The sequence below is a fragment of the Mulberry dwarf phytoplasma genome (assembly GCF_056504655.1).
In genome coordinates, this window is the sequence record NZ_CM151418.1 from 233,147 (window position 1) to 251,585 (window position 18,439).

Consider the following 18,439-nt stretch of genomic DNA (forward strand, 5'->3'; position numbering starts at 1 on the left):
GCCGCCAGATTCTTTGGTATATTTGTGAAAAACATAAAAAATAATTTCTAAATCTTTATATTTAAAAGAAAAATCAATTGACTTACCTTTTGATGAGATATACTGATTTATTTCTTTTTTTGAACTATTTCTTGTTTTTTTATAAAAATACTTTTAGGTTTACACACTTCGGATATATTATTTATATCATTTTTTAAAAATTCAGCAAATACTTTTTCATAAAAGTTTTGTTTTAAAGGTTCTAAAATAAACCAAGCTTTTAAAAAATTATTATGTTTAATTGATGTTTCTACTTCTTCTTGAATAAAATTAAATTTTTCACAAAATTTTTTAATTTTATTTAAAGTTTTTTTATCTTTAATATTGAAATTTTCCAAATTTTGTTTTAATTGTTCTTTATATTTTGTTTTATAATTTATCTTTTTCATAAATACTATCCTCATTTATATTATTACAACAATCAATAAAAGCCTTTGTTAAAATATTTCTAGCTAAATGAAAATCTAACCTACGTCTACGTTGATTATCTTTGTTATTTCCTTTGAATGGAGACAACAAAACATCCTTAGTTTGTGTTCTAAATGTATTTAAAATTTGATTTGCGTTAATAATTATTTTTTCAATTTTTGAATCATCTAAATATTTAAATTCTTCACTGTTAACTATAGTAATCGCACGAGACGAAGTTTTTATATTTGAAATATTATATTTTAATTTATTTTTATGAATGAATTTAATTTTTTTTTCAGGATTTGTGGAATCTACACCCAACAACGCAATAAATCCATTAACATCGTTAAATCGTAATTTTTTTAAAAACTCACTTTTTTCTTTAACAAAAATTTTTAATTTTTTTAATTCTTGTAAAGAACCAATTTTATCGTCATTTTTATAAATAATTTGTTTTTCTAATTTGGTGCCATTAAAACAAACAATACAAATAGGTACGGTAGTATCTTCAAAAGGATTGGGTTCAATGATAATAATTCTGTTAACATTGGTTTTATCAAATTTTGAATTAATAAAAGTTTCTGGGACAATTGCAAAACCTGGTTGATTTGTGGATATCATCTTACTTAAAGCTAATAAATAAAGATCAGCAAAATTAGATGTTTTAAAATAGTCTTTATAAGTTTGTGTATATTTTTTACGATAACAACTATTCTTTGCTAAATACGGAGGATTTGTTGATATAAAATATTTATGTTTTTTTTCATAAGGTATATTTTTTAAAGAATCATTCATTTTATATTTAACAAATTTCTTATCAATGTCATACCCTATAAAATTTAAATTATTAATTTTATTTTTAAAATAATATTTTAAAAAATTTAAAATATCCCCTTCGCCAGCGAAGGGATCTAAGATAATATGATTTTCTTTTAAATTATCAAAAATAAATTCTTCTAATGGTTTTGTGAACCAATTTTGTTTTTTAGTAAAAAATTGACCGAATTGAATTTTATTTGTCATTTGAAAAACCTATCTTTCTTTTTTTAATTGTTTTTTTCCAATAAAAATAACTAACAATAACACAAGAAGAATTATTTTTTTAATTCATTATTATAAGTATAATAATTTAAGTATTGTATTTTATTGTGATTTAGTTCATATTTACATATTTATTTTATTTCTATTCTTTTTCATTATATATTTTAACACATTTTTTATGATTATTATTTTTTTAGAGTTGATTTAGTGTTATTTTATAATTTGTTTGGAATTATTTTTCATTTATTTTAACTCCTAGTTTTTTTGATTAATAATAAGTTTCTGTTTTATTAACATAACTTTATTTTTTTAAGCCTTGATTGTTAAAAAAACTGTTTTATCGGGTTTTATTAAAAAAACAACAATAAATTCTTTTTAAGAAGGTTTATTGTTTAAAGTTCATTCACAATCTTTTCTAATTCTTTTTTTAATTTATTAAGTTGCTTCAATAGTTTTTTAATTTGATATTTCATTTCATTCTCCTTACTTTATTTTTTGATGAACTTTTTTTGTTGTAATCAATTTGCTGGGTATTAAATAAAAAAAGGTTCCTCTTAAAGGAACCTTTTTATGGTATTAAATGTGTTTGGTGTTTTTTAAAAATAGTTTTATTCAATTACAAAATATAATTATAATGTTTGTTGTAAAAATTAATCTTAATGGGTGTGTGTTTAATTTATTAGATCGATGAGTTAAAAAATACAATTTTGTTTTATTTTTTTTAAAAATTCTTGAAAACGATGGATATTGAATAAAACATTGGTTTCCGTTAAGGTTTTTTCCAACAAAGATGCGTTTTTTTTCAAACCTGGACCTTCTATCACATAAATAAATTGAATATTTTTGAATTTATTGATAGTTTTACTAAATTTTACCAAACGTTTTAATTCGCTATTAATTTTGGAGCCTGAAGTGTTAAAAAAACTACATTCTAAAAGATAATTTATATTATTATGTTTAAAAACAAAATCCACTCTTTTTGTTTCTTTTAATTCAACACCTTTTAAAATGTCTGTTAAAAGAACTTCTTCTTGAAAATTGAAATTATTTGTTTTTAAAAGAGTTTTAATTAAATTAAGCAACAAAACTCCTGATTTATTTTTTCTTGAGTTAGAATCCAACCCCACCAAAACCCCAAAAATATAATCTTTAATATTTTGATTAAAATTTGAATTTACAAAAACATTAGTTAGAAGTTTTGATTCTTTAATAAAATTAATGACAACTTCTTTATCTTGGTGGTCAAAAGTAATTTCTTGGTTTTGGTTGTTAAAATAAATAAATTTTTCGTTTTTCGCAAAACGATTGTTAGCTAATAATATTGGCAAAAATTCAAAAGTATTTGATAATTCTTGCCATTGCAATTCAAATTTATCATAAAATTCTTGCTCAGTTTTGGATTTAAGTTTATTCCATTTTTTAATAATTTCTTCATTTTGGTTTATAAAATGATTAACTTTTTCCCACGAAACATAATCCTTTAAAAAATAAGATGTAGATTTTAACTCTTTGAAAAACAATAAATTATTTATTTGTTTAATTTGGTCATCTCTTAATGTAAAATTCGTAATAATTGTTTCGTAGGTGTTATTTTTCCGATTGCAGCTTTGGGAATTGATAAAACGATTAACAGGAATTCTTATAAAATTAAAATCTTTGTATAAGTGGTTAATTAATTGGGTGTCGTGATTAGTTAAAACCCATTTAACTCCTCTTAAATGAGCTGCTTTTAAAGATTCAAACAATTCTTTTTGGTTTGTTTGATTAAAAGGGGATGCATTATAGCTGTTAAAAGTTTGAGTATCTGAATCATAAGGAGGATCACAAAACAATAAATCATTTTTTTGTGTTTGAGCAACTATTGTTGCGTAATCTTGGTTTTGGATTTTAATTTCATTCTTTTTTAAGAATAATGTGATATTTTTAAGATTAGATTCGTTAATGATAGTTGATAAACAAACATCATTTTTTCCATTAAACGGAGAGTTAAATTGATTTTTAGAATTAACACGATAAAGACCATTAAAACAAGTTTTATTAAGAAAAATAAAGCGAGCAGTTTTTGAAATATTATCCAACGAAGAGGTTTTTTGGTCGCGCAATTGATAATAAAAATCTTTTTTTTCTAATTTTAAACGTTTAATATATGTTTTTAATAAATTAACAGCATTACGAGATTGTGATTTTAAAGTATGCCAAGCAGTTATCAATTCTTCATTAATATCAGACAAAACAGCTTTTTGAGGTTCCAAACTAAAAAAAACACTCCCACCTCCTAAAAAAGGTTCAAAATAAGTTTCATATTTAACATTCATAACAACTTTCAAAAAAGGCCAAAGTTGGGTTTTTCCACCCGCCCATTTGACAAATGGTTTTAGTTTTAATGTATTTGACATTTTGATAACCTCTTTCTTGTTTTTTTAACTAATTTTTCAACAACTTAAAATTTTAAGATAAATAGAGGCATTTACCCTACTTAATTAAAATTATTTATATAAACTATCCTAATTATGCCTCAAATCATAACAATAGCATTAAAATTTTGATTAACTCTTTAATAAAATATATTATTTCATTCAAAGTGGCGGTTTTAATAAATTGATATTAATTTTGGTCCAGGTTTGAAAAACCCCCAAAATGAAAAAAGACCTTCATTATAAGGTCTTAATATCAATTAATATTTATTTCTTGAGGTTTTTTGGGTGGCGGAGTGGTGCCATAAAAATTATAAAAAGTAATGTTTGAGCCAACACAGTTAATCCCATTAATGTACCAATCATCTATGAAAAATCCTGGAACATAATGATATTGACAACTTTCCCCTTTTTGATTATAAATGCCCCTTGATGAACGACCAAATTTATCTCTTATTTCTCCAGATGAATAAGAAATGCCAGGTTTGATGTAACATTGGTTTAACCAATTAATATATTCAGAAGTATAATTATTGAAAATACGCAATTTTGGTTCTTCATCTTTACAAGAAATAATAAATTTTTCCTTTTCGGTTTCAAAAATATTTATAAGTTGGTGAGGTTCACACGATATAGTCTCTTTTCTATTTGAAGCTATTAACAATTCGTTTTCTACTCTACCAGTTTGGTGTATAAATTCACCTTCATAATCAAATAAATTATTATCTCTTTTCCATGTTCGAATGGCTTGGTAAGGATCAATAGCATCAGGTAATTCGATGCTTTTAATTCTTTTTTGAGTATTGAAAGAAAAAAGGTAGATGTTTTTGGCGCCATTGGAGAGTTTCAATAAATCATCAATGGTGGAAGTTTGGTTAGTTATCATTTCTTGGTAAAGTGTTTTGGTTGTTTTTTGTAAAAATGCAATTAATATTGCAAAACTCTCTTTTAATTCTTCATTTTTAGTTTGACTTAACTCTTTTAAAGCTTGTTCTAACCTTTGTTCCTGGTGTTCTATTCTACATTTTAAATCTCTAGTATTTTCGTTTTCAGGTAGCAGACGAACCCCATCATCAAAGTAAATAGAAGCAATTTCAATACCATGAAATTCTCCTGAAGGTAAAGGAGCGATTAAACCTGTGGTAGGGGTAATATTATAACAACCTAATTTAATTAGTTTGGGTTTTTGGATGATTTTCTGTTGGATTAAGTAAGCATTAATCACTTCTTCTTTACTTTGGTCAACAAAAATATTAGAGATGATTACTTCCACATTGACCTTTTCTTCCTGAGTTTTTTGTTGAGCATCCCAAAATACGAAAGCTTCTTCAATAGCTATTTCGTATTTTAAAAGGTCTTCTAAGGTGTGTTTTTTATTTGCAGCAGGATATTTAATATTAAAGGGATTAGAGCGGGGTTTAAAATAGACACCCATGAGTCCTTCTGGTGGATCTTTGATATGCCAGTAAAAAATACTATCATTGTTAGAATTATAAGAAGGAGTGTTAAAGTTATCATATGCGATAACATCACTTTTAATCCCAACATATTTTAAAATTTCAGGAATACTTTCTTTGGATAAAACGCTGATATCATACCTTTTCATTTTAGGTTGGAAGGTTAACCACTCTTCTTGAAGGGTTTTATAATCAGCTAGTTTTATAGTTGATTTGGTTTGTCGATGGAAAAAGGAACGCCCGAGGGTTTTACTTGGAGATTGTTTGTTCTGCTTGATTACGTTGCCTGTTTGGGGGTCGTACTCGATGATGAAGTTGATTGTACCGTCAGAATTGTATAAGGTATACTTGGTTCTATTCCCTGTTTGGGGATCGTACTCGTTGATGAAGTCAATTGTACCGTCAGATTTGTATAAGGTATACTTGGTTCTATTCCCTGTTTTGGGATCGCACTCGTTGATGTAGTTGATTGTACCGTCTGAGTTGTATGTGGTACCCTTGGTTTTCTTACCTGTTTGGTAGTTGTACTCGTTGATGAAGTCAATTGTACCGTCAGAATTGTATGCGGTACCCTTGATTTTATTCCCTGTTTGGGGGTCGTACTCGCTGATGAAGTCAATTGTACCGTCATAATTGTATGAGGTATACTTGATTCTATTCCCTGTTTGGGGGTCGTACTCGCTGATGGACTTGATTTTACCGTCGGGGTAGTATGAGATTTGCGCGGCGAAGGTTAAAGGAATAAAACTTAAAAGACCACACACCACCATCATAATGAGCTTCCTAATTTTGAGATTTTTTAACATAATCGCGAATTCCTAATTGTTATTTTTTTAACAGCGTTATTATATTTGTCGATGGGTTTCTTGGTGGGGGTTTGGTAATCTGCTAATTTAATTTTGCTTTTGGTTTGATTATGAAAAAAAGAAGAATGAGAATTGATGGAAAGGACAAAATTGAAATTAATAATTAATAACATAATTATTAATTTTTTTAAGTCTTGTTTATTCATTTTAATTATTTCCTTTCTTTTTTAATTTTTTCTTTAATTTGGTTATTTTTGGGTATAAAAAAAGACTCTTGTTTAAAGAAGTCTTGTTATTTGGATGAGTAAGTATGGTTAAATAAAAAAACCCCTTTTGGAAAGGGGTTTTTTATAAAAAAGATAATTTTTATGTTGATAATATTTTTAGTTATTTTCATCATTTAAATTGTTTAAAAGGTTTTTGTGAGTTTTTAATTGTTCTTTTTGATTATCAATTAATTGTTTGTAATTTTCTTTTAATTTTAAGAGATTTTCTTTTTGATTATCAGTGATACTTCCTTGTAATTCTTTATCTATGTTTGTTATTTTGGTTGCATTATCATAAATTTTCTGTTTTAAATTAATTATGTTTTCTTCAATAGTAAAGTTCTGATTAACAGGTTGCCTGCTACTAGTTTCTGTAAGTTTTGGATCCGTTGCCATAACTGGATTAATATTGATGAAAGCGAATAATCCTAAAAAACTCATTAAAAATAATGGTAAAAGATGTAATTTATTTTTTATTTGCATCATTTTAACTTATAACTCCTTATTTGTTAAGTTTTTTTCTTGTTTTTTTGTGTTTTCTTCAATGTTTTTCTTGTTTGTTTTTTGATATTTGGCGTAATCCACTTTATAAAAAAAATCATAAATTCCAATATGAATAAAAAAATCTATTTCAGGAAAACGCGTCGGTCTTGTTTTTATTACCCAATCATTATTCTGATATTTTGTTATTGTTTCATGAATTTTATATTCGGAGTTTTCTTTTTCTATAAAATTTTCGATTATTTTAAAAATATTATTAGAATCAAAAACTTTTTTTAAAACAAAAAAAAGCAATGAAATTTTATTATCTTTGTCTGTCGTATTATAAAGTAATTGTCGATATTTGTTTTCGATTTTGTTTACTAATGTTTGATTTTCTTCTTTTTTTAGAACGGCGCATTCCGCAACATATTTTTTTGAGTCATCAAAATGTATTACGATATCCGCTTTGCCATGCTTGTTTTGTGTCTCACAAGATACCTGATTCCGAAAAATAGAAGGATAACTGTTTAAATTAAGGGAAATGGTATCTCTATAAATAGCTTCCATATCTTGTTCTTTTCCTTGCGCGTTATTACTTTTTTGTAAATTTTTACTTCTAGAAATGTTAACGCAAATACTGTTAATCGTTTGAATAATTTCATCAAAATTTTTCAAGTTTAATTTTTTCAAAACCGTTTTCGCTCCTTGAAATTGTTAAATTATTTTATTTTTAAAAAAATGTTTTAAAAATGAAGGACTAATAATATTGTTTTTCCATTTTCGGCGAGGATTGTATGCATTTTTCCAAGGACTTTCTTCATGCGTCATAACGCTTAAATTGTATGATGATATCTTGACGTATTTATCGATTACTTTATAAATAATGTTTTTTGCTTCTTCGTTTAATTCGGTTTCGGATGCTTCGAAACAAACATAATTATTAGTTATTGGGCGGTCGACAAATTCGAGAAATTTTCCATAAACATGTGGAATAACTGGTCCAAACAACCAAGCTTCTATTGGCTCATTAAATAATGGTTTATCGTATTTAGCAACATAATATCCTTGGATATAATATAACAATTTATTTATTTTCATATTAGAAACTTTATATTCTTGTGTATCAACATGATTAATCAAACAATTAACTACATTAAAGACATTTATTTCATTATTCTTTTCCATTTTTAATTTTCTCCTTTTTTTTATAATTATATCATAGCCTGTTGGAATTTGTGATTTAAATTGTTTGATTAATTTTTTTAAGTCTTGTTTATTCATTTAAAATTATTTCCTTTCTTTTTTAATTTTTTGTTTAATTTGGTTATTTTTGGGTATAAAAAAAGACTCTCATAGAGAGAGTCTATTAAAATTTAATTGTATTTTGAATTTTATATTAATGCAATAATTTATTTTTTCTTTGTATTTCCTTTATGGTTTGGATCATAGGCGATAATAACAAAATATTTACAACAGTTATACCATAAACGCGTTCTTGCAAATTAAGAGATATTTGAAAAATAGGTTCATCTTCAGAAAGGTTAACGGCACGAGCAAACCCTTTTCGAGAAAGGGTGCTAGGTTGGACTACATGATATCTAGGACCTTTATTATGCGATTTTTTGATTTGATGCCATGTATACTCAATATATTTATTTAAAGGTGCGATAACTTTTTCTAAAACTTCTTTAAAACCTTTTATTGTTTTAAAACTTGAAATATCTGTTAAATTTTGATCGAATCGATAACGAAAAAGATTATTAACTGTTTGTTTCATATTAACAAATGTGTTTGGTGTTTTTAGAAAAATATTCTAAAATATCTTTGTTTTTAATAATGTTTTTAGACCAATCGGAATTGATATAATATGTATTTTTCCATGGGTCTTCTTCGTGAGTTTGTTGAGATAAAAAATTGGCTTCTTTGTTGCCGTATAATGAAATAATATCATCAAGGATTTGTTTTTGAGCTGCATTTATTTTAGTTGCATCTCCCATTGATAAAGAATCGGGATTTAACGGTTTATAAGTAAATTCTTTTAGTTGTGCGCACAATTCAGGAAAAACAGGACCATAAATCCAAGCTTGGATTTGTTCTTTTACAAGAGGTTTTTTAGTTTGCACTAAATGTTTTGCTTGAGCGTAATAAATCATTTTATTTAGTTTCATTTTAGTAGTTGGATGAGGATTATTTTCAACAATGTAAAGTGCAACATCAAAAACGTTAATTTGGTTTTTGTTGGGGATGATGGATGTTTTCATATTTATTCCCTTCCTATTTTTTATATTGTATATTTTAACATATTTTTTGATGATTTTTAATTGTTTAATTAATTTTTTTGGGTTTAGTTGGGTTTGTTGTATTATAATATTAATTTGTCTTTGATTTTGGTCTATTTCTGATTGAATATTTCTTAAATTATTTATTTGTTCTTCTGAAGCATAAAGTGGCGTATTATTGATAGCTGTTATCATCCTTTTGTGTTAACGATAAATATTCTCTTTCTAATTGAATTCTTGTTGTGTTATTATCAAAATTTCTTAACATTCGTTCCTGATTATTTAGTTGTCTTTGTTGATAAATTATTATTTGTTGATGTATTTGTTGTAATTGACGTAATAAAACATTAATTTCTGTTTCTGGACTATGATTAAAAAGAGCATTAATCAATTATTAAGATATTCTTCCTTGATTTAATAATAAGTTTCTAAAAGTATTATATTCATTATTATTATCAACAATTGAATTATTTTCAGATATATCGTTATTATCCATTGCCATAACTTGATAATTATTAATGATGAATAATAATTCTAATAAAATAAATAAAAATATATTCGATAATAATAAATTATTTTTGATTTTAAACATTAATTAATTCTCATTTAATATTGATAATAACAATAAAATATGCTTTAAATTATTTAAAGTCTTTTAGGATTATTTGATTGATTTGGATTGTTTTGTTGTGGCATCGCATTGGAACAATAATTTGTTGAACAGCGATACGACTACTTAATTCAACATTTTGCCTCATAAAATGGCTAATAACTTCTTCAGAAGAGTTATTTATTTCTAGCATTAAAAATTTGTTGAATTATTCTATTTTGTTGCAAATTTAAATCTCGTAAAATACTAAATTGTAATTCAAGATTAATATGATTATTATCATGTCCGTTATTTGGCGAAACATGACTATTATTCATCGCCATCACTTGTTTATTTTTAATAATAAATAATAATCCCAAGAAAATAAACAAACAAATACCTTATTATTTTAAATTGATTTTGTAATTTAACATTATTTTAACTCCTTTTATTAATTCAGAAAAATTATTTTTGTTCATATTGCCAAAAAATATACATATTTCCAGCTCCATTACCCATTTGTTTTAATTCTTCTAAAGTATATTTATCATCTTCATCATCTCTTGTACTATTATCAAAAAAAACACCTAATAAATTATGAGGTGGATTTTTAATTTTCCATATCATTGCAAATTCTGCTATGTTTCCATTATAACGTGGACCAGTTAGTGTAAAATCAAAATATTGTGAAAATGGTTGAAAATTTTTAATAATATTAATATTTGAAAAAGTTACATTAACGATTCTCATATTACCAACAAACTCTTCATTAGGAGCTGCCATTACTTGATTATTATTGTTGTTAATAACAAATAATAATCCCAAAATCAAAAACAAAACTATTTTAAATAAAAGTAAATGTTTTTTTAATTTAAACATTGATAAATAATCTCCTTTAATTTTTTTATCCCTCAGATGAGGTGATGTCGTAGTGGGATTGGAGACTAGAGATAGTTAATTCATTAAAATCGCGTTGTATTGACTCTTTTAGTTTGATAGCGTTAGATAGTATATCTTCATACTTTTTTTGGGCAGCTTCTAAATCTTTGATTTGGGTTGAAACTTGTGCTATTTGTTCCATTATTTCTCTTCGTTCGCCTTGTAATTTAGAAATTTGAGCTTGTAATTTAGAGATTTCAGGATTATTATAAATTGATATTCCTTGAGTTTGTAGTTGTGATTTTTTATTTTGTAATTGTGATTTTACTTGATTGATTTCTTGTACTTTGTCATCGTGTTTTTTTTGTAAATTAGTTTGTTGAGTTTTTAATGAAGGAAATTTATCTTTAATTTCTTTAATTTCGTGATTATAATTATCACATTTTTCTTGATATTCATTGATCTGTTGGTTGTTTTGTTTTAATTCTTCTTTTGCGGTTTCGATTTCTGATTCTTCTTCTGGGGAAAGGTTTTTGGGTAATAAAGATTTGTCATCGGTTTCTGAAAGAACATAAGCTTTAATTTTGTCGAAATGAGATTGAGTTCTTTTAAATTTAGATTTTGGAAGTTGGGTTTTATGTTGAGGAGATGGTTTGGGTAATTCTTGTTTTGATAATGGTGTTTTGTCTAAATCTTGAACTTTTTTAACATCGTCTTTTTTTCGAAAAATGCCAATTAAAACAATAATTACTAAAAAAGCGATAACCCCAAGAATTATTAAATGTTTTTGAAAATTATTATTATTATTCATAAATTTCATTTCCTTCCTGATAATAGTGATTATTATCAAATATTGAAATATGAATACATCACTATTATACAACTTTATTTTTTAAATATCCAATAAAAAGGTTATTAGGTTAAATTTAATGATTATTTATTAGTAATTGGTTGAAAAAATTTAGCATATTTTTTTTCTTTTTGTTTTTCTTCGTAGCGTTTTTGGGCGCGAGCATAACTAGGATTTTTTTGTTTTAATTCTTCTTTTGCGTTTTCGATTTTGGCAACTTTATTTTCGTGAAGTTCGCGGAGTTCATCTTCTTCTTGTTTTAATTTTTGTACGTTTTCTCCTGAAACTCCATTTAGTTTTCGGGTTAGTTCTTCTGTGATGGTTGCGTATTCTTTGATTACAGATTCGTCTTGTTGTTTAAATTCAGTTAATTGGTTTTTCTCTGTTTGTATTTCTTTCTTTAAATTTATAGGTTCTTGACGAGTTTCATATTCTTCTTTTTTCTTTTTATAGTCTTTGTAATCGGCATCAAGTTTGTCTTTATCGCGGTCAATACGCGAACAAATAGAGTCATAAGTTTCTTTTGACATCATTTTAGGTGTTCCATCTTCATTAACAAATAGGTCTTTGGCTAAATTAATTACTCGATGAGTTTCGTGAATTATTAATCCTGCTTTTGCTATGTCTCCAGCGACTTTTTTAGTAACTCCGCCTGCTACTGCTTTTAAGAAACCGCGCCCACCAAAAGCATCCATATATAATTCGGCACCTTGGAAAAGGGCGTCTCGAAGGTTGCCAAAACTAAATTCGTGTTTTTTATCCCAGTCATCAAGAGCAGCTTTGGATGCGTCTGCGCCTTGGCGTAAAATTTCTAATTGTTTTCTTTCTATTTCGATAGTTGCTGTTTTGACATCGATTTCATCAATGTTTTTTTGAATTTCAGCTCTACGATCCTCCTCTTTTTTGATTTTAGTGAAAAGTTGTTGTTCGCCTGATGATAATTCATTAAAATCGCGTTGTATTGACTCTTTTAGTTTGATAGCGTTAGATAGCATATCTTCATACTTTTTTTGGGCGGCTTCTAAATCTTTGATTTGGGTTGAAACTTGTGCTATTTGTTCCATTATTTCTCTTCGTTCGTCTTGTAATTTAGAGATTAGAGCTTGTAATTTTATTTTGTCATCAGGGGATGCTAATTTTTCTTCTTCTTGTTTTTGTTTAATTTCTTTTTCTTTAGCTTCTTTGTCTTGTTCTAATTGTAAAAGTTTACCTTTTAAGATAGTGATATTTTCGGTATTTTTACTTAATTTTTCTTTTATTTCTTTAATTTTTGTTTCATTGTTATCCAATGCCTCTTTGATTTTATCTTTGGCTTGTTGAGTTATTTCTTTTTGTTCGTAAAGGTCTTTGAGTTCTTTTTCACATTTTTCTAATTCTTTTTCCCAATCTTTTTTTAAACCATTGTAGTTATTAATTGTGTCATCGTATTTTTTAATTGCTTCACCAATTTTTTCAATTAATTGAGCTGTGTATTTAGATGATGGTTCAGTTTTATGAAAGAAAGATAAGTAAAGAAAACTGAATAAGGCAAGAATAATTAAAAAGTAAATTAAATAACTTTTTAGGGTTGTGGTGTTTTGATTGTGAAAAAATTTGTTTTTGATGAAACAAAAAAGGCCAAAAACAGTAGTAGCAATTAAAAACCACGTTAAATAAGATTTTAAATTAATAAAAACTTTCAGTACGTCTAATGGTGATAACATAGATTATTCACCTCCTTTCGGTTTTAATTGATTTTCAATTTGGTCTAATAAAGTAGTATCTGGTGAAATAATCAATTGATAAGCCTGTTTTAAATCTTCTTTGTTAATTTCATTTCTTTTGTTTTCGCCTTTACCACGGTTTTGGGCAAAAATACTAACAGTAGTTTTTAATAAGTTTTCTAAGGTACGATTAGCTTTTAAGAATTCTTTATTTTGTGGTAAGTTTTCTAAAGCTTCGTTAATAACTTCAAATAAATACTGTTTTGTTTCTTCACTGTAAGGATTTTTTCTTTTTTCAATTAAGAATTCTAGCATTTGTTGTCGTTCAGTTTTATTTCCTGGTTTTAATTCGATATTGTACGCAAAACGGGATTTAATCGCTTCATCAATCAGATGGTATTGGTTTGTTGCGCCAATAATGAAAATTGGTTTTTCAGGGTTATTATCCTGGGAAGTCATTTCCATTTTGAATTGGTTTACAACATTTGCGATTTCTGAACCTGCTTCTAACATACTTAAATTAGTGAAAATAGTTTCACATTCATCTAAAAAGATGATCGCCCCATTACACTCTTCTGCAGCAATTCTTGCATCAGTGAATAAATCTTTTACCATTTGTGGCGCTACCCCTTTATACTTTTGGGAAAAAAGGGAACTATTAACTTCAAAGAATGGTAAATTGGTTTCTTTGGCAAGTGCTCGTGCTAAAGTGGTTTTACCTGTTCCTGGGCAACCATACATTAAAATTCCTAGGGGTGATTCAACTTCGCCAATACCTTGGTAGTTTTCAGGGTTTTTTAAATAATCAATAAATCCTTGAACTGCTTGTAATTCTTCTTTAAAACCGATTAATTTGTCAAAACCTATAAATTTTTGAGAGTCAGCAGGTTGAAAAACAACTCCTTCTGAATTTAATTGTTTTGGGTTTGTTGAAGAATTATTATCAATTTCTTCAGTTTGTTCTTTCTTTTTGGTTTCTGCTTGTTGTAATTCTTGCTTTAATATATTTTTTTGTTCTTCACTTAAAGTTTGGGTGGCTTCTAATTTATTTTTAAAAGAAACAATTTCTTTTTCGGTTTGACTTAAAGTTTGGTGATGAATCCAGACATAAGTTGCTAACCAAAATAAAAGAAACAAAATGATGATTGTCATTGCTTTTAAGAAAAGTGGTTGGGTGGAAGTTTGGTTTTTGGTTTTCATAATTTATTTCCTTTCTAAAATAAGACTAAGTTTTCTTAACTTAGTCTTATTTTTTTATTTAAACTAAATTTTCAATTTTGGTGTTTAGAGTGGTGCCACTACCGCTAAATGCGTTTCCATTTTTATCCACTAATTCATAGTCAAGAACTAAGGTTAATTGTGGATTTGTTGCTTGAACAAAATCGTTTTGTTCTAATTTAATTTGAATATTGATATTGCATTTGCCATCATTATCGTTAACCATTTGTTTGCGATTGGTGTCATCATAGAGTGTGTTATTATTTTTAACTTCTAAGTTAAAGAGTGATTCAGGATTTAAAAAAGTGTTATGAGTGTCATATTTTGGAGTTATTTTTAGATATAAAGGAACACTAATGTCAAATCCATTTGTTTTCAAAATGGCTTGATGATTGATAGTCACTGTGTGATGAAATTTATTTGGATTTAAATTAGGCATAGGTAAAGGGATAAGGGTTTTATCTTCATTATTACCGCTTACTCTATTTACTTCAAATAAAGGGGCATCATTTTTACTCATTAATTTAATGTTTTCTTGTCTTTGGTGTGAGAAATAATTTACAAGTGCAAGGCAAGAATTAATTGCAAAACAAGAACAAATTAAAATTGTCAGGACAATTATAATTTTGATATTTTGATTTTGGTTTGTTTTTTTCATGATTATTTACCTCCTAAGGTTGATTTAATGATATCAATTAAATTATTTATACCTGTGGTTAACCAAGGGATTTGGTTTTGGTAATAAATAACGTTGACATGTAAAATAAAATATAAAACGATAGTTAAATTTATAAATGGTTTTAATAAATTGCTTTTGTTGTTATTGGAAGTTGTTTGAGTTGGTTGTTTTTCTGGGGTGGTTGGTACTTTTACTACCATTGTTTTGCTTGGTGGACTTGATTTTGAATTTATTACTTTTTTATTTTTTAATTCGGTTGATTTTTTATTTGTTTTTTTGGTTTGTATTATTTTTTTGATCATGTTTTTTCTCCTTTGTATTAATTATTTATTTCTTTGTTACTTTCTAAATTGTTTTTTTCTTTTGATTCGTTATTTGGATTTGGAATAATTGAAAATGATTTTTTAGGTTTACTTTCTTTTTGTGTTTCATTTTTTTGATTGATTTCTGGCAATGGTACAAAATTAAAAAATATTTTTTTAATGATAAACATTAAAGCAGTTGTAAATAGAGCGCCAACTATAAAACCGATTGCGAAATTTAGATCATTCATTTTCATCCTCCTTGTTTATAATTGAATTAGATTGGTTTTTATTTGAATTTTTTCTTGCTTTTTTTTCTTTCCATTTCGCAACTTTAACTCTTTGTGCTTCTATTTGGGATTGGAGTTTTTCTTGATTTGCATTGATTTTATCTATTTTTTGTAATAATTGTTGTTCTAGGTATTCTTGTCTGGCACTTTTAATTTCTAAGTTTTGTAGTTTTTTGTTGGGGAAAAAGAAAGCTACAACTAAATCTTTAATAAAAACAATAATATTTGTAATTAATTTAAAAATAGGTTTGAAACCAGAAACAATAAGAATAGTGAAAAGCGTTGTTTGGATTCCATCCATTCTTCGTTCAAGTATTTCGGTAGTGCTAAATCCTTTGGTATAATTTAGAATAAAATTGCTAATTGTTGTAAAAATTGTTATAATAAACATCATTCACCGCCTTCACTTACCTTTATTCGTTTGTTTTCAGCTAATTTCTTTTTGTTTTTAAAAGTTTTATTTGGGCGGTCTAAATTAAGCCATTTGCCTTTGGGTTGGTGGTATTTGTTGATTTTTTTCTTGGTTATTGGTTTGCTACAGTCTTTGAAATAAGTCCCACGGTATGCTTCTGTCATTCCATCACTCATGTTAATTATTCTCCTTATTTTATTTTAATTTGAGTTTTTTAACTTCATCTTTAAGTGTTTTTGACACTTTAAAACTAACTGCGGTTGAGGCAGGGATTTTGAGTTTTTTACCTGTTTGGGGGTTTCTTCCTAAACGGGCTTTTCTTGATTTTAAGATGAATTTACCAAGTTGAGGTGATAAAACTACCTCTTCGTTGGATGTGATTGATTTAATTAAGGTATTTTCAAATGAATTGTAAAATTCTTCGGTTTTTGCAACTGAAGTTTTTAGTTGCTTTGCAACTTCTTTGATTAATTCTTTCTTAGTCATTGTTTTGTTGTCTCCTTTTTTTATAATATTTTTTTATTAATTAAAGTTTTGATTATTTGGGCTAAATTATCTTTTTGTGAGTTGGTTGCATTAATTAAAAAATACTTGCAATTTTGGTGTTTACAATTTACATCATTACAGTATTTATGTTGATTTAAATAATTTTGACGCACATTTTCAAAATAAATTAGTGGTTTTTGTTCGATTAAGTCTAATTTATGATGGGGGATTGATTGTTTTCGGTGTAAGCCAATTTGGGGGTCAATATCTAGATAGAAAGTTAAATGAGGTTTGAGTAAATATTGATTAATAATTTTTGATGTTATTTCATCATCATAATCTATGGAATTACTATTGCTTTGATAAGCTAAAGTAGAATCATACCAACGGTCAACTATAACAAGATGGCCACTAAGTAGATTAGGTATTATTAATTCATCTTGGGTTTGGATCATGTTGGAAAAACTAAGAAAATATTTAGTTTTTGTACTTGTTTTTTTTGGTATAAAAACAAATTTCTTATTTCGTTTCCAATAGAACTACTTCCTAAACCTTGGTAAACTTTTACTTTTTGTCCTTTATTAATTAAAGATTTTTTTAATTTATTAATCAAAGTAGTTTTGCCGCTTCCATCTAGCCCTTCAAAAACTATTAATTTATTCCACATTTTAATTATTTCCTTTCGTATTTTTGATTAAATTAATATCTTTAAAAGAAATAAATTGTCTTTGGAATAAGGTATTTACAAAGATATTAGCTTTTTGAGAAAAACAATCAATTACTTTATCAATTCCTTGGACTTTGCCGTTTTTAATTTTATTGTTGAGCCTTTGGGATTCGATAGCATCATTTGTTAATAAGTAATATTCAAAACGCGTATCGAGTTTTTTTAGTTGTTGAGCTTCGATGATAGCTTGTTTGTAACGTTCACGGAGGCAAGTTTTAAAATTAAAAGCAACAATTCGTTTGTTTTGGGTAAACAATACTAAATCAAATTTGATATCAGGAATAAAAAATAAATATGTTTGGGGATATTGTTTGGTGATTCCACGATGTCGAAAATAAATTAAAATTAGATATTCGTTAATTTTACCACGCAGTACTATTTGCTTTTGGGAAGTTGATTTGGTAATTTGAAAATAATGATTCAAACTTTGATGATTTAATTTCATATATTGATTAAAAGGATATTTAAAGTAATTATCAGGTTTAATGTGGGATAAAATTTTTTTTGAAATTAACATTAATTTTCCTCGATTCTTTGGATTTCTTTATCAAAATTAAAATTGCATTGGCCTAATTTACCTGCCCTATTTTTAGCAACAATAAATTGGGTAAAATCTTCTACAACGTTTGTAAATTGATTTTTTTCATAATAACTTTCGCGATGCAAAAACATTACCATATCGGCATCTTGTTCAATTGAACCTGAATCTCTTAAATCTGAAAGATTAGGGATTTTATAGCGATAGATTACACGCGTGTTGGTTATTTACGTGCAGCCCCGCTCCAAACCGTACGAGCAAGTTTCCAAGCATACGGCTTTCCCATTCACAGCCTATTTCTAGGGTCTTCTAAATATCACTATTTAGTTGATTGATTATTCAGTAAGTTTGAAAGCTTAGAAGCTTTATCTGCTTCAGTTGGTTGCATTTGCATCAACCTCCTTTCTCCCGAATTGAATAATCCTGTGAATCTAACTTCTTCGCCTTGTACCTAGCTTTCCTAGGCTCCGTGTGAGGGCAATTATCTTGGTTATTCCAAACCAAGTTTTAATTCCTCCGACTACTAAAAGTCTCTTTTTCCTTGAACCCAGAGGCATTTTAATTTCCCCT

24 protein-coding genes and 3 pseudogenes are annotated in these 18,439 nt (G+C 26.8%); all 27 read right to left on the reverse strand.

Translation table 11 applies throughout. The features are described from left to right. Nucleotides 1-107: 107 nt before the first annotated feature. Nucleotides 108-428, reverse strand: coding sequence for a hypothetical protein (locus tag JAHGCCOI_RS01110; protein WP_479492012.1), 321 nt, complete (start codon nucleotides 426-428; stop codon nucleotides 108-110). After that, entirely contained in the window at nucleotides 409-1,473 is a 1,065-nt protein-coding gene (locus JAHGCCOI_RS01115) for a TRM11 family methyltransferase (protein WP_212775580.1), read from the reverse strand. Before JAHGCCOI_RS01115 ends, JAHGCCOI_RS01110 begins: the two co-directional genes overlap by 20 nt. A gap of 710 nt (nucleotides 1,474-2,183) precedes the next feature. Beyond that, nucleotides 2,184-3,887, reverse strand: a complete 1,704-nt coding sequence (locus JAHGCCOI_RS01120; RefSeq protein ID WP_479492180.1) for a DpnII family type II restriction endonuclease — start codon at nucleotides 3,885-3,887, stop codon at nucleotides 2,184-2,186. 274 nt (nucleotides 3,888-4,161) lie between these two features. Next, nucleotides 4,162-5,511 carry a hypothetical protein gene (locus JAHGCCOI_RS01125; protein WP_479492251.1) on the reverse strand — a complete coding sequence of 450 codons (1,350 nt, stop codon included), beginning with the start codon at nucleotides 5,509-5,511 and terminating at the stop codon, nucleotides 4,162-4,164. Between the two features lie 129 nt (nucleotides 5,512-5,640). Beyond that, nucleotides 5,641-6,168: pseudogene (locus tag JAHGCCOI_RS01130) on the reverse strand (DUF2963 domain-containing protein); the annotation flags it as partial. After that, nucleotides 6,162-6,374, reverse strand: a complete 213-nt coding sequence (locus JAHGCCOI_RS01135) for a hypothetical protein (RefSeq protein WP_227807313.1) — start codon at nucleotides 6,372-6,374, stop codon at nucleotides 6,162-6,164. The gene JAHGCCOI_RS01135 and the pseudogene JAHGCCOI_RS01130, both read right to left, overlap by 7 nt. A gap of 177 nt (nucleotides 6,375-6,551) precedes the next feature. Next, nucleotides 6,552-6,920 carry an SVM family protein gene (locus tag JAHGCCOI_RS01140; RefSeq protein ID WP_479492181.1) on the reverse strand — a complete coding sequence of 123 codons (369 nt, stop codon included), beginning with the start codon at nucleotides 6,918-6,920 and terminating at the stop codon, nucleotides 6,552-6,554. 6 nt (nucleotides 6,921-6,926) lie between these two features. Continuing rightward, the gene (locus JAHGCCOI_RS01145; protein ID WP_479492075.1) at nucleotides 6,927-7,607 is read right to left on the reverse strand and encodes a hypothetical protein; all 681 of its coding nucleotides are present in this window, start codon (nucleotides 7,605-7,607) and stop codon (nucleotides 6,927-6,929) included. A gap of 24 nt (nucleotides 7,608-7,631) precedes the next feature. Next, nucleotides 7,632-8,198: a Panacea domain-containing protein gene (locus JAHGCCOI_RS01150; RefSeq protein WP_479492182.1), complete on the reverse strand. Its 567-nt coding sequence runs from the start codon at nucleotides 8,196-8,198 to the stop codon at nucleotides 7,632-7,634. 115 nt (nucleotides 8,199-8,313) lie between these two features. Continuing rightward, complete coding sequence (locus JAHGCCOI_RS01155) at nucleotides 8,314-8,694, reverse strand: hypothetical protein (RefSeq protein WP_479491974.1); 381 nt, start codon at nucleotides 8,692-8,694, stop codon at nucleotides 8,314-8,316. Between the two features lies 1 nt (nucleotide 8,695). After that, on the reverse strand, nucleotides 8,696-9,391 hold the full coding sequence (locus tag JAHGCCOI_RS01160) for a Panacea domain-containing protein (protein ID WP_479492183.1): 696 nt from the start codon (nucleotides 9,389-9,391) through the stop codon (nucleotides 8,696-8,698). Beyond that, nucleotides 9,372-9,587: a hypothetical protein gene (locus JAHGCCOI_RS01165; protein WP_236628351.1), complete on the reverse strand. Its 216-nt coding sequence runs from the start codon at nucleotides 9,585-9,587 to the stop codon at nucleotides 9,372-9,374. The genes JAHGCCOI_RS01160 and JAHGCCOI_RS01165 overlap by 20 nt, the downstream gene beginning before the upstream one ends. Nucleotides 9,588-9,590: 3 nt before the next feature. Beyond that, the gene (locus JAHGCCOI_RS01170; protein WP_236628350.1) at nucleotides 9,591-9,788 is read right to left on the reverse strand and encodes an SVM family protein; all 198 of its coding nucleotides are present in this window, start codon (nucleotides 9,786-9,788) and stop codon (nucleotides 9,591-9,593) included. A 194-nt stretch (nucleotides 9,789-9,982) separates the two neighbouring features. Beyond that, nucleotides 9,983-10,123, reverse strand: coding sequence for a hypothetical protein (locus JAHGCCOI_RS01175; protein ID WP_479492263.1), 141 nt, complete (start codon nucleotides 10,121-10,123; stop codon nucleotides 9,983-9,985). Nucleotides 10,124-10,250: 127 nt separating this feature from the next. After that, nucleotides 10,251-10,664, reverse strand: a complete 414-nt coding sequence (locus tag JAHGCCOI_RS01180; protein ID WP_479492184.1) for an SVM family protein — start codon at nucleotides 10,662-10,664, stop codon at nucleotides 10,251-10,253. Nucleotides 10,665-10,689: 25 nt separating this feature from the next. Next, nucleotides 10,690-11,475 (reverse strand): hypothetical protein, encoded by a 786-nt coding sequence (locus tag JAHGCCOI_RS01185; RefSeq protein ID WP_479492185.1) that lies wholly within the window; start codon nucleotides 11,473-11,475, stop codon nucleotides 10,690-10,692. A 122-nt stretch (nucleotides 11,476-11,597) separates the two neighbouring features. After that, nucleotides 11,598-13,217: a DNA double-strand break repair protein Rad50 gene (locus JAHGCCOI_RS01190; RefSeq protein WP_479492186.1), complete on the reverse strand. Its 1,620-nt coding sequence runs from the start codon at nucleotides 13,215-13,217 to the stop codon at nucleotides 11,598-11,600. 3 nt (nucleotides 13,218-13,220) lie between these two features. Then, nucleotides 13,221-14,417 carry an AAA family ATPase gene (locus JAHGCCOI_RS01195; RefSeq protein WP_479492187.1) on the reverse strand — a complete coding sequence of 399 codons (1,197 nt, stop codon included), beginning with the start codon at nucleotides 14,415-14,417 and terminating at the stop codon, nucleotides 13,221-13,223. Nucleotides 14,418-14,475: 58 nt separating this feature from the next. After that, the gene (locus JAHGCCOI_RS01200) at nucleotides 14,476-15,093 is read right to left on the reverse strand and encodes a hypothetical protein (protein WP_479492188.1); all 618 of its coding nucleotides are present in this window, start codon (nucleotides 15,091-15,093) and stop codon (nucleotides 14,476-14,478) included. 2 nt (nucleotides 15,094-15,095) lie between these two features. Next, entirely contained in the window at nucleotides 15,096-15,416 is a 321-nt protein-coding gene (locus JAHGCCOI_RS01205) for a hypothetical protein (protein ID WP_479492189.1), read from the reverse strand. Between the two features lie 17 nt (nucleotides 15,417-15,433). Beyond that, on the reverse strand, nucleotides 15,434-15,667 hold the full coding sequence (locus JAHGCCOI_RS01210; RefSeq protein ID WP_339332283.1) for a hypothetical protein: 234 nt from the start codon (nucleotides 15,665-15,667) through the stop codon (nucleotides 15,434-15,436). Beyond that, nucleotides 15,660-16,097, reverse strand: coding sequence for a hypothetical protein (locus tag JAHGCCOI_RS01215; protein WP_479491967.1), 438 nt, complete (start codon nucleotides 16,095-16,097; stop codon nucleotides 15,660-15,662). The genes JAHGCCOI_RS01210 and JAHGCCOI_RS01215 overlap by 8 nt, the downstream gene beginning before the upstream one ends. After that, complete coding sequence (locus tag JAHGCCOI_RS01220; protein WP_479491966.1) at nucleotides 16,097-16,294, reverse strand: hypothetical protein; 198 nt, start codon at nucleotides 16,292-16,294, stop codon at nucleotides 16,097-16,099. Before JAHGCCOI_RS01220 ends, JAHGCCOI_RS01215 begins: the two co-directional genes overlap by 1 nt. Before the next feature lie 19 nt (nucleotides 16,295-16,313). Then, nucleotides 16,314-16,604: an HU family DNA-binding protein gene (locus JAHGCCOI_RS01225; RefSeq protein WP_479491965.1), complete on the reverse strand. Its 291-nt coding sequence runs from the start codon at nucleotides 16,602-16,604 to the stop codon at nucleotides 16,314-16,316. 20 nt (nucleotides 16,605-16,624) lie between these two features. Then, nucleotides 16,625-17,271, reverse strand: a pseudogene (gene tmk / locus JAHGCCOI_RS01230) (dTMP kinase). 1 nt (nucleotide 17,272) lies between these two features. Next, complete coding sequence (locus JAHGCCOI_RS01235; RefSeq protein ID WP_479492190.1) at nucleotides 17,273-17,848, reverse strand: hypothetical protein; 576 nt, start codon at nucleotides 17,846-17,848, stop codon at nucleotides 17,273-17,275. Next, nucleotides 17,848-18,066, reverse strand: a pseudogene (locus JAHGCCOI_RS01240) (DnaB-like helicase C-terminal domain-containing protein); the annotation flags it as partial. The pseudogene JAHGCCOI_RS01240 and the gene JAHGCCOI_RS01235, both read right to left, overlap by 1 nt. Between the last annotated feature and the right edge of the window lie 373 nt (nucleotides 18,067-18,439).

What these genes read in the sequence shown, in the direction of transcription:
- JAHGCCOI_RS01110 (WP_479492012.1), bottom strand. Translation starts at nt 428, where the DNA reads ATGAAAAAGATAAATTATAAAACAAAATATAAAGAACAATTAAAACAA.
- JAHGCCOI_RS01140 (WP_479492181.1), bottom strand. Translation starts at nt 6,920, where the DNA reads ATGATGCAAATAAAAAATAAATTACATCTTTTACCATTATTTTTAATG.
- JAHGCCOI_RS01155 (WP_479491974.1), bottom strand. Translation starts at nt 8,694, where the DNA reads ATGAAACAAACAGTTAATAATCTTTTTCGTTATCGATTCGATCAAAAT.
- JAHGCCOI_RS01190 (WP_479492186.1), bottom strand. Translation starts at nt 13,217, where the DNA reads ATGTTATCACCATTAGACGTACTGAAAGTTTTTATTAATTTAAAATCT.
- JAHGCCOI_RS01195 (WP_479492187.1), bottom strand. Translation starts at nt 14,417, where the DNA reads ATGAAAACCAAAAACCAAACTTCCACCCAACCACTTTTCTTAAAAGCA.
- JAHGCCOI_RS01135 (WP_227807313.1), bottom strand. Translation starts at nt 6,374, where the DNA reads ATGAATAAACAAGACTTAAAAAAATTAATAATTATGTTATTAATTATT.
- JAHGCCOI_RS01220 (WP_479491966.1), bottom strand. Translation starts at nt 16,294, where the DNA reads ATGAGTGATGGAATGACAGAAGCATACCGTGGGACTTATTTCAAAGAC.
- JAHGCCOI_RS01225 (WP_479491965.1), bottom strand. Translation starts at nt 16,604, where the DNA reads ATGACTAAGAAAGAATTAATCAAAGAAGTTGCAAAGCAACTAAAAACT.
- JAHGCCOI_RS01115 (WP_212775580.1), bottom strand. Translation starts at nt 1,473, where the DNA reads ATGACAAATAAAATTCAATTCGGTCAATTTTTTACTAAAAAACAAAAT.
- JAHGCCOI_RS01175 (WP_479492263.1), bottom strand. Translation starts at nt 10,123, where the DNA reads ATGAATAATAGTCATGTTTCGCCAAATAACGGACATGATAATAATCAT.
- JAHGCCOI_RS01210 (WP_339332283.1), bottom strand. Translation starts at nt 15,667, where the DNA reads ATGAATGATCTAAATTTCGCAATCGGTTTTATAGTTGGCGCTCTATTT.
- JAHGCCOI_RS01205 (WP_479492189.1), bottom strand. Translation starts at nt 15,416, where the DNA reads ATGATCAAAAAAATAATACAAACCAAAAAAACAAATAAAAAATCAACC.
- JAHGCCOI_RS01215 (WP_479491967.1), bottom strand. Translation starts at nt 16,097, where the DNA reads ATGTTTATTATAACAATTTTTACAACAATTAGCAATTTTATTCTAAAT.
- JAHGCCOI_RS01185 (WP_479492185.1), bottom strand. Translation starts at nt 11,475, where the DNA reads ATGAATAATAATAATAATTTTCAAAAACATTTAATAATTCTTGGGGTT.
- JAHGCCOI_RS01125 (WP_479492251.1), bottom strand. Translation starts at nt 5,511, where the DNA reads ATGAAAAGGTATGATATCAGCGTTTTATCCAAAGAAAGTATTCCTGAA.
- JAHGCCOI_RS01150 (WP_479492182.1), bottom strand. Translation starts at nt 8,198, where the DNA reads ATGAATAAACAAGACTTAAAAAAATTAATCAAACAATTTAAATCACAA.
- JAHGCCOI_RS01120 (WP_479492180.1), bottom strand. Translation starts at nt 3,887, where the DNA reads ATGTCAAATACATTAAAACTAAAACCATTTGTCAAATGGGCGGGTGGA.
- JAHGCCOI_RS01170 (WP_236628350.1), bottom strand. Translation starts at nt 9,788, where the DNA reads ATGTTTAAAATCAAAAATAATTTATTATTATCGAATATATTTTTATTT.
- JAHGCCOI_RS01180 (WP_479492184.1), bottom strand. Translation starts at nt 10,664, where the DNA reads ATGTTTAAATTAAAAAAACATTTACTTTTATTTAAAATAGTTTTGTTT.
- JAHGCCOI_RS01235 (WP_479492190.1), bottom strand. Translation starts at nt 17,848, where the DNA reads ATGTTAATTTCAAAAAAAATTTTATCCCACATTAAACCTGATAATTAC.
- JAHGCCOI_RS01160 (WP_479492183.1), bottom strand. Translation starts at nt 9,391, where the DNA reads ATGATAACAGCTATCAATAATACGCCACTTTATGCTTCAGAAGAACAA.
- JAHGCCOI_RS01200 (WP_479492188.1), bottom strand. Translation starts at nt 15,093, where the DNA reads ATGAAAAAAACAAACCAAAATCAAAATATCAAAATTATAATTGTCCTG.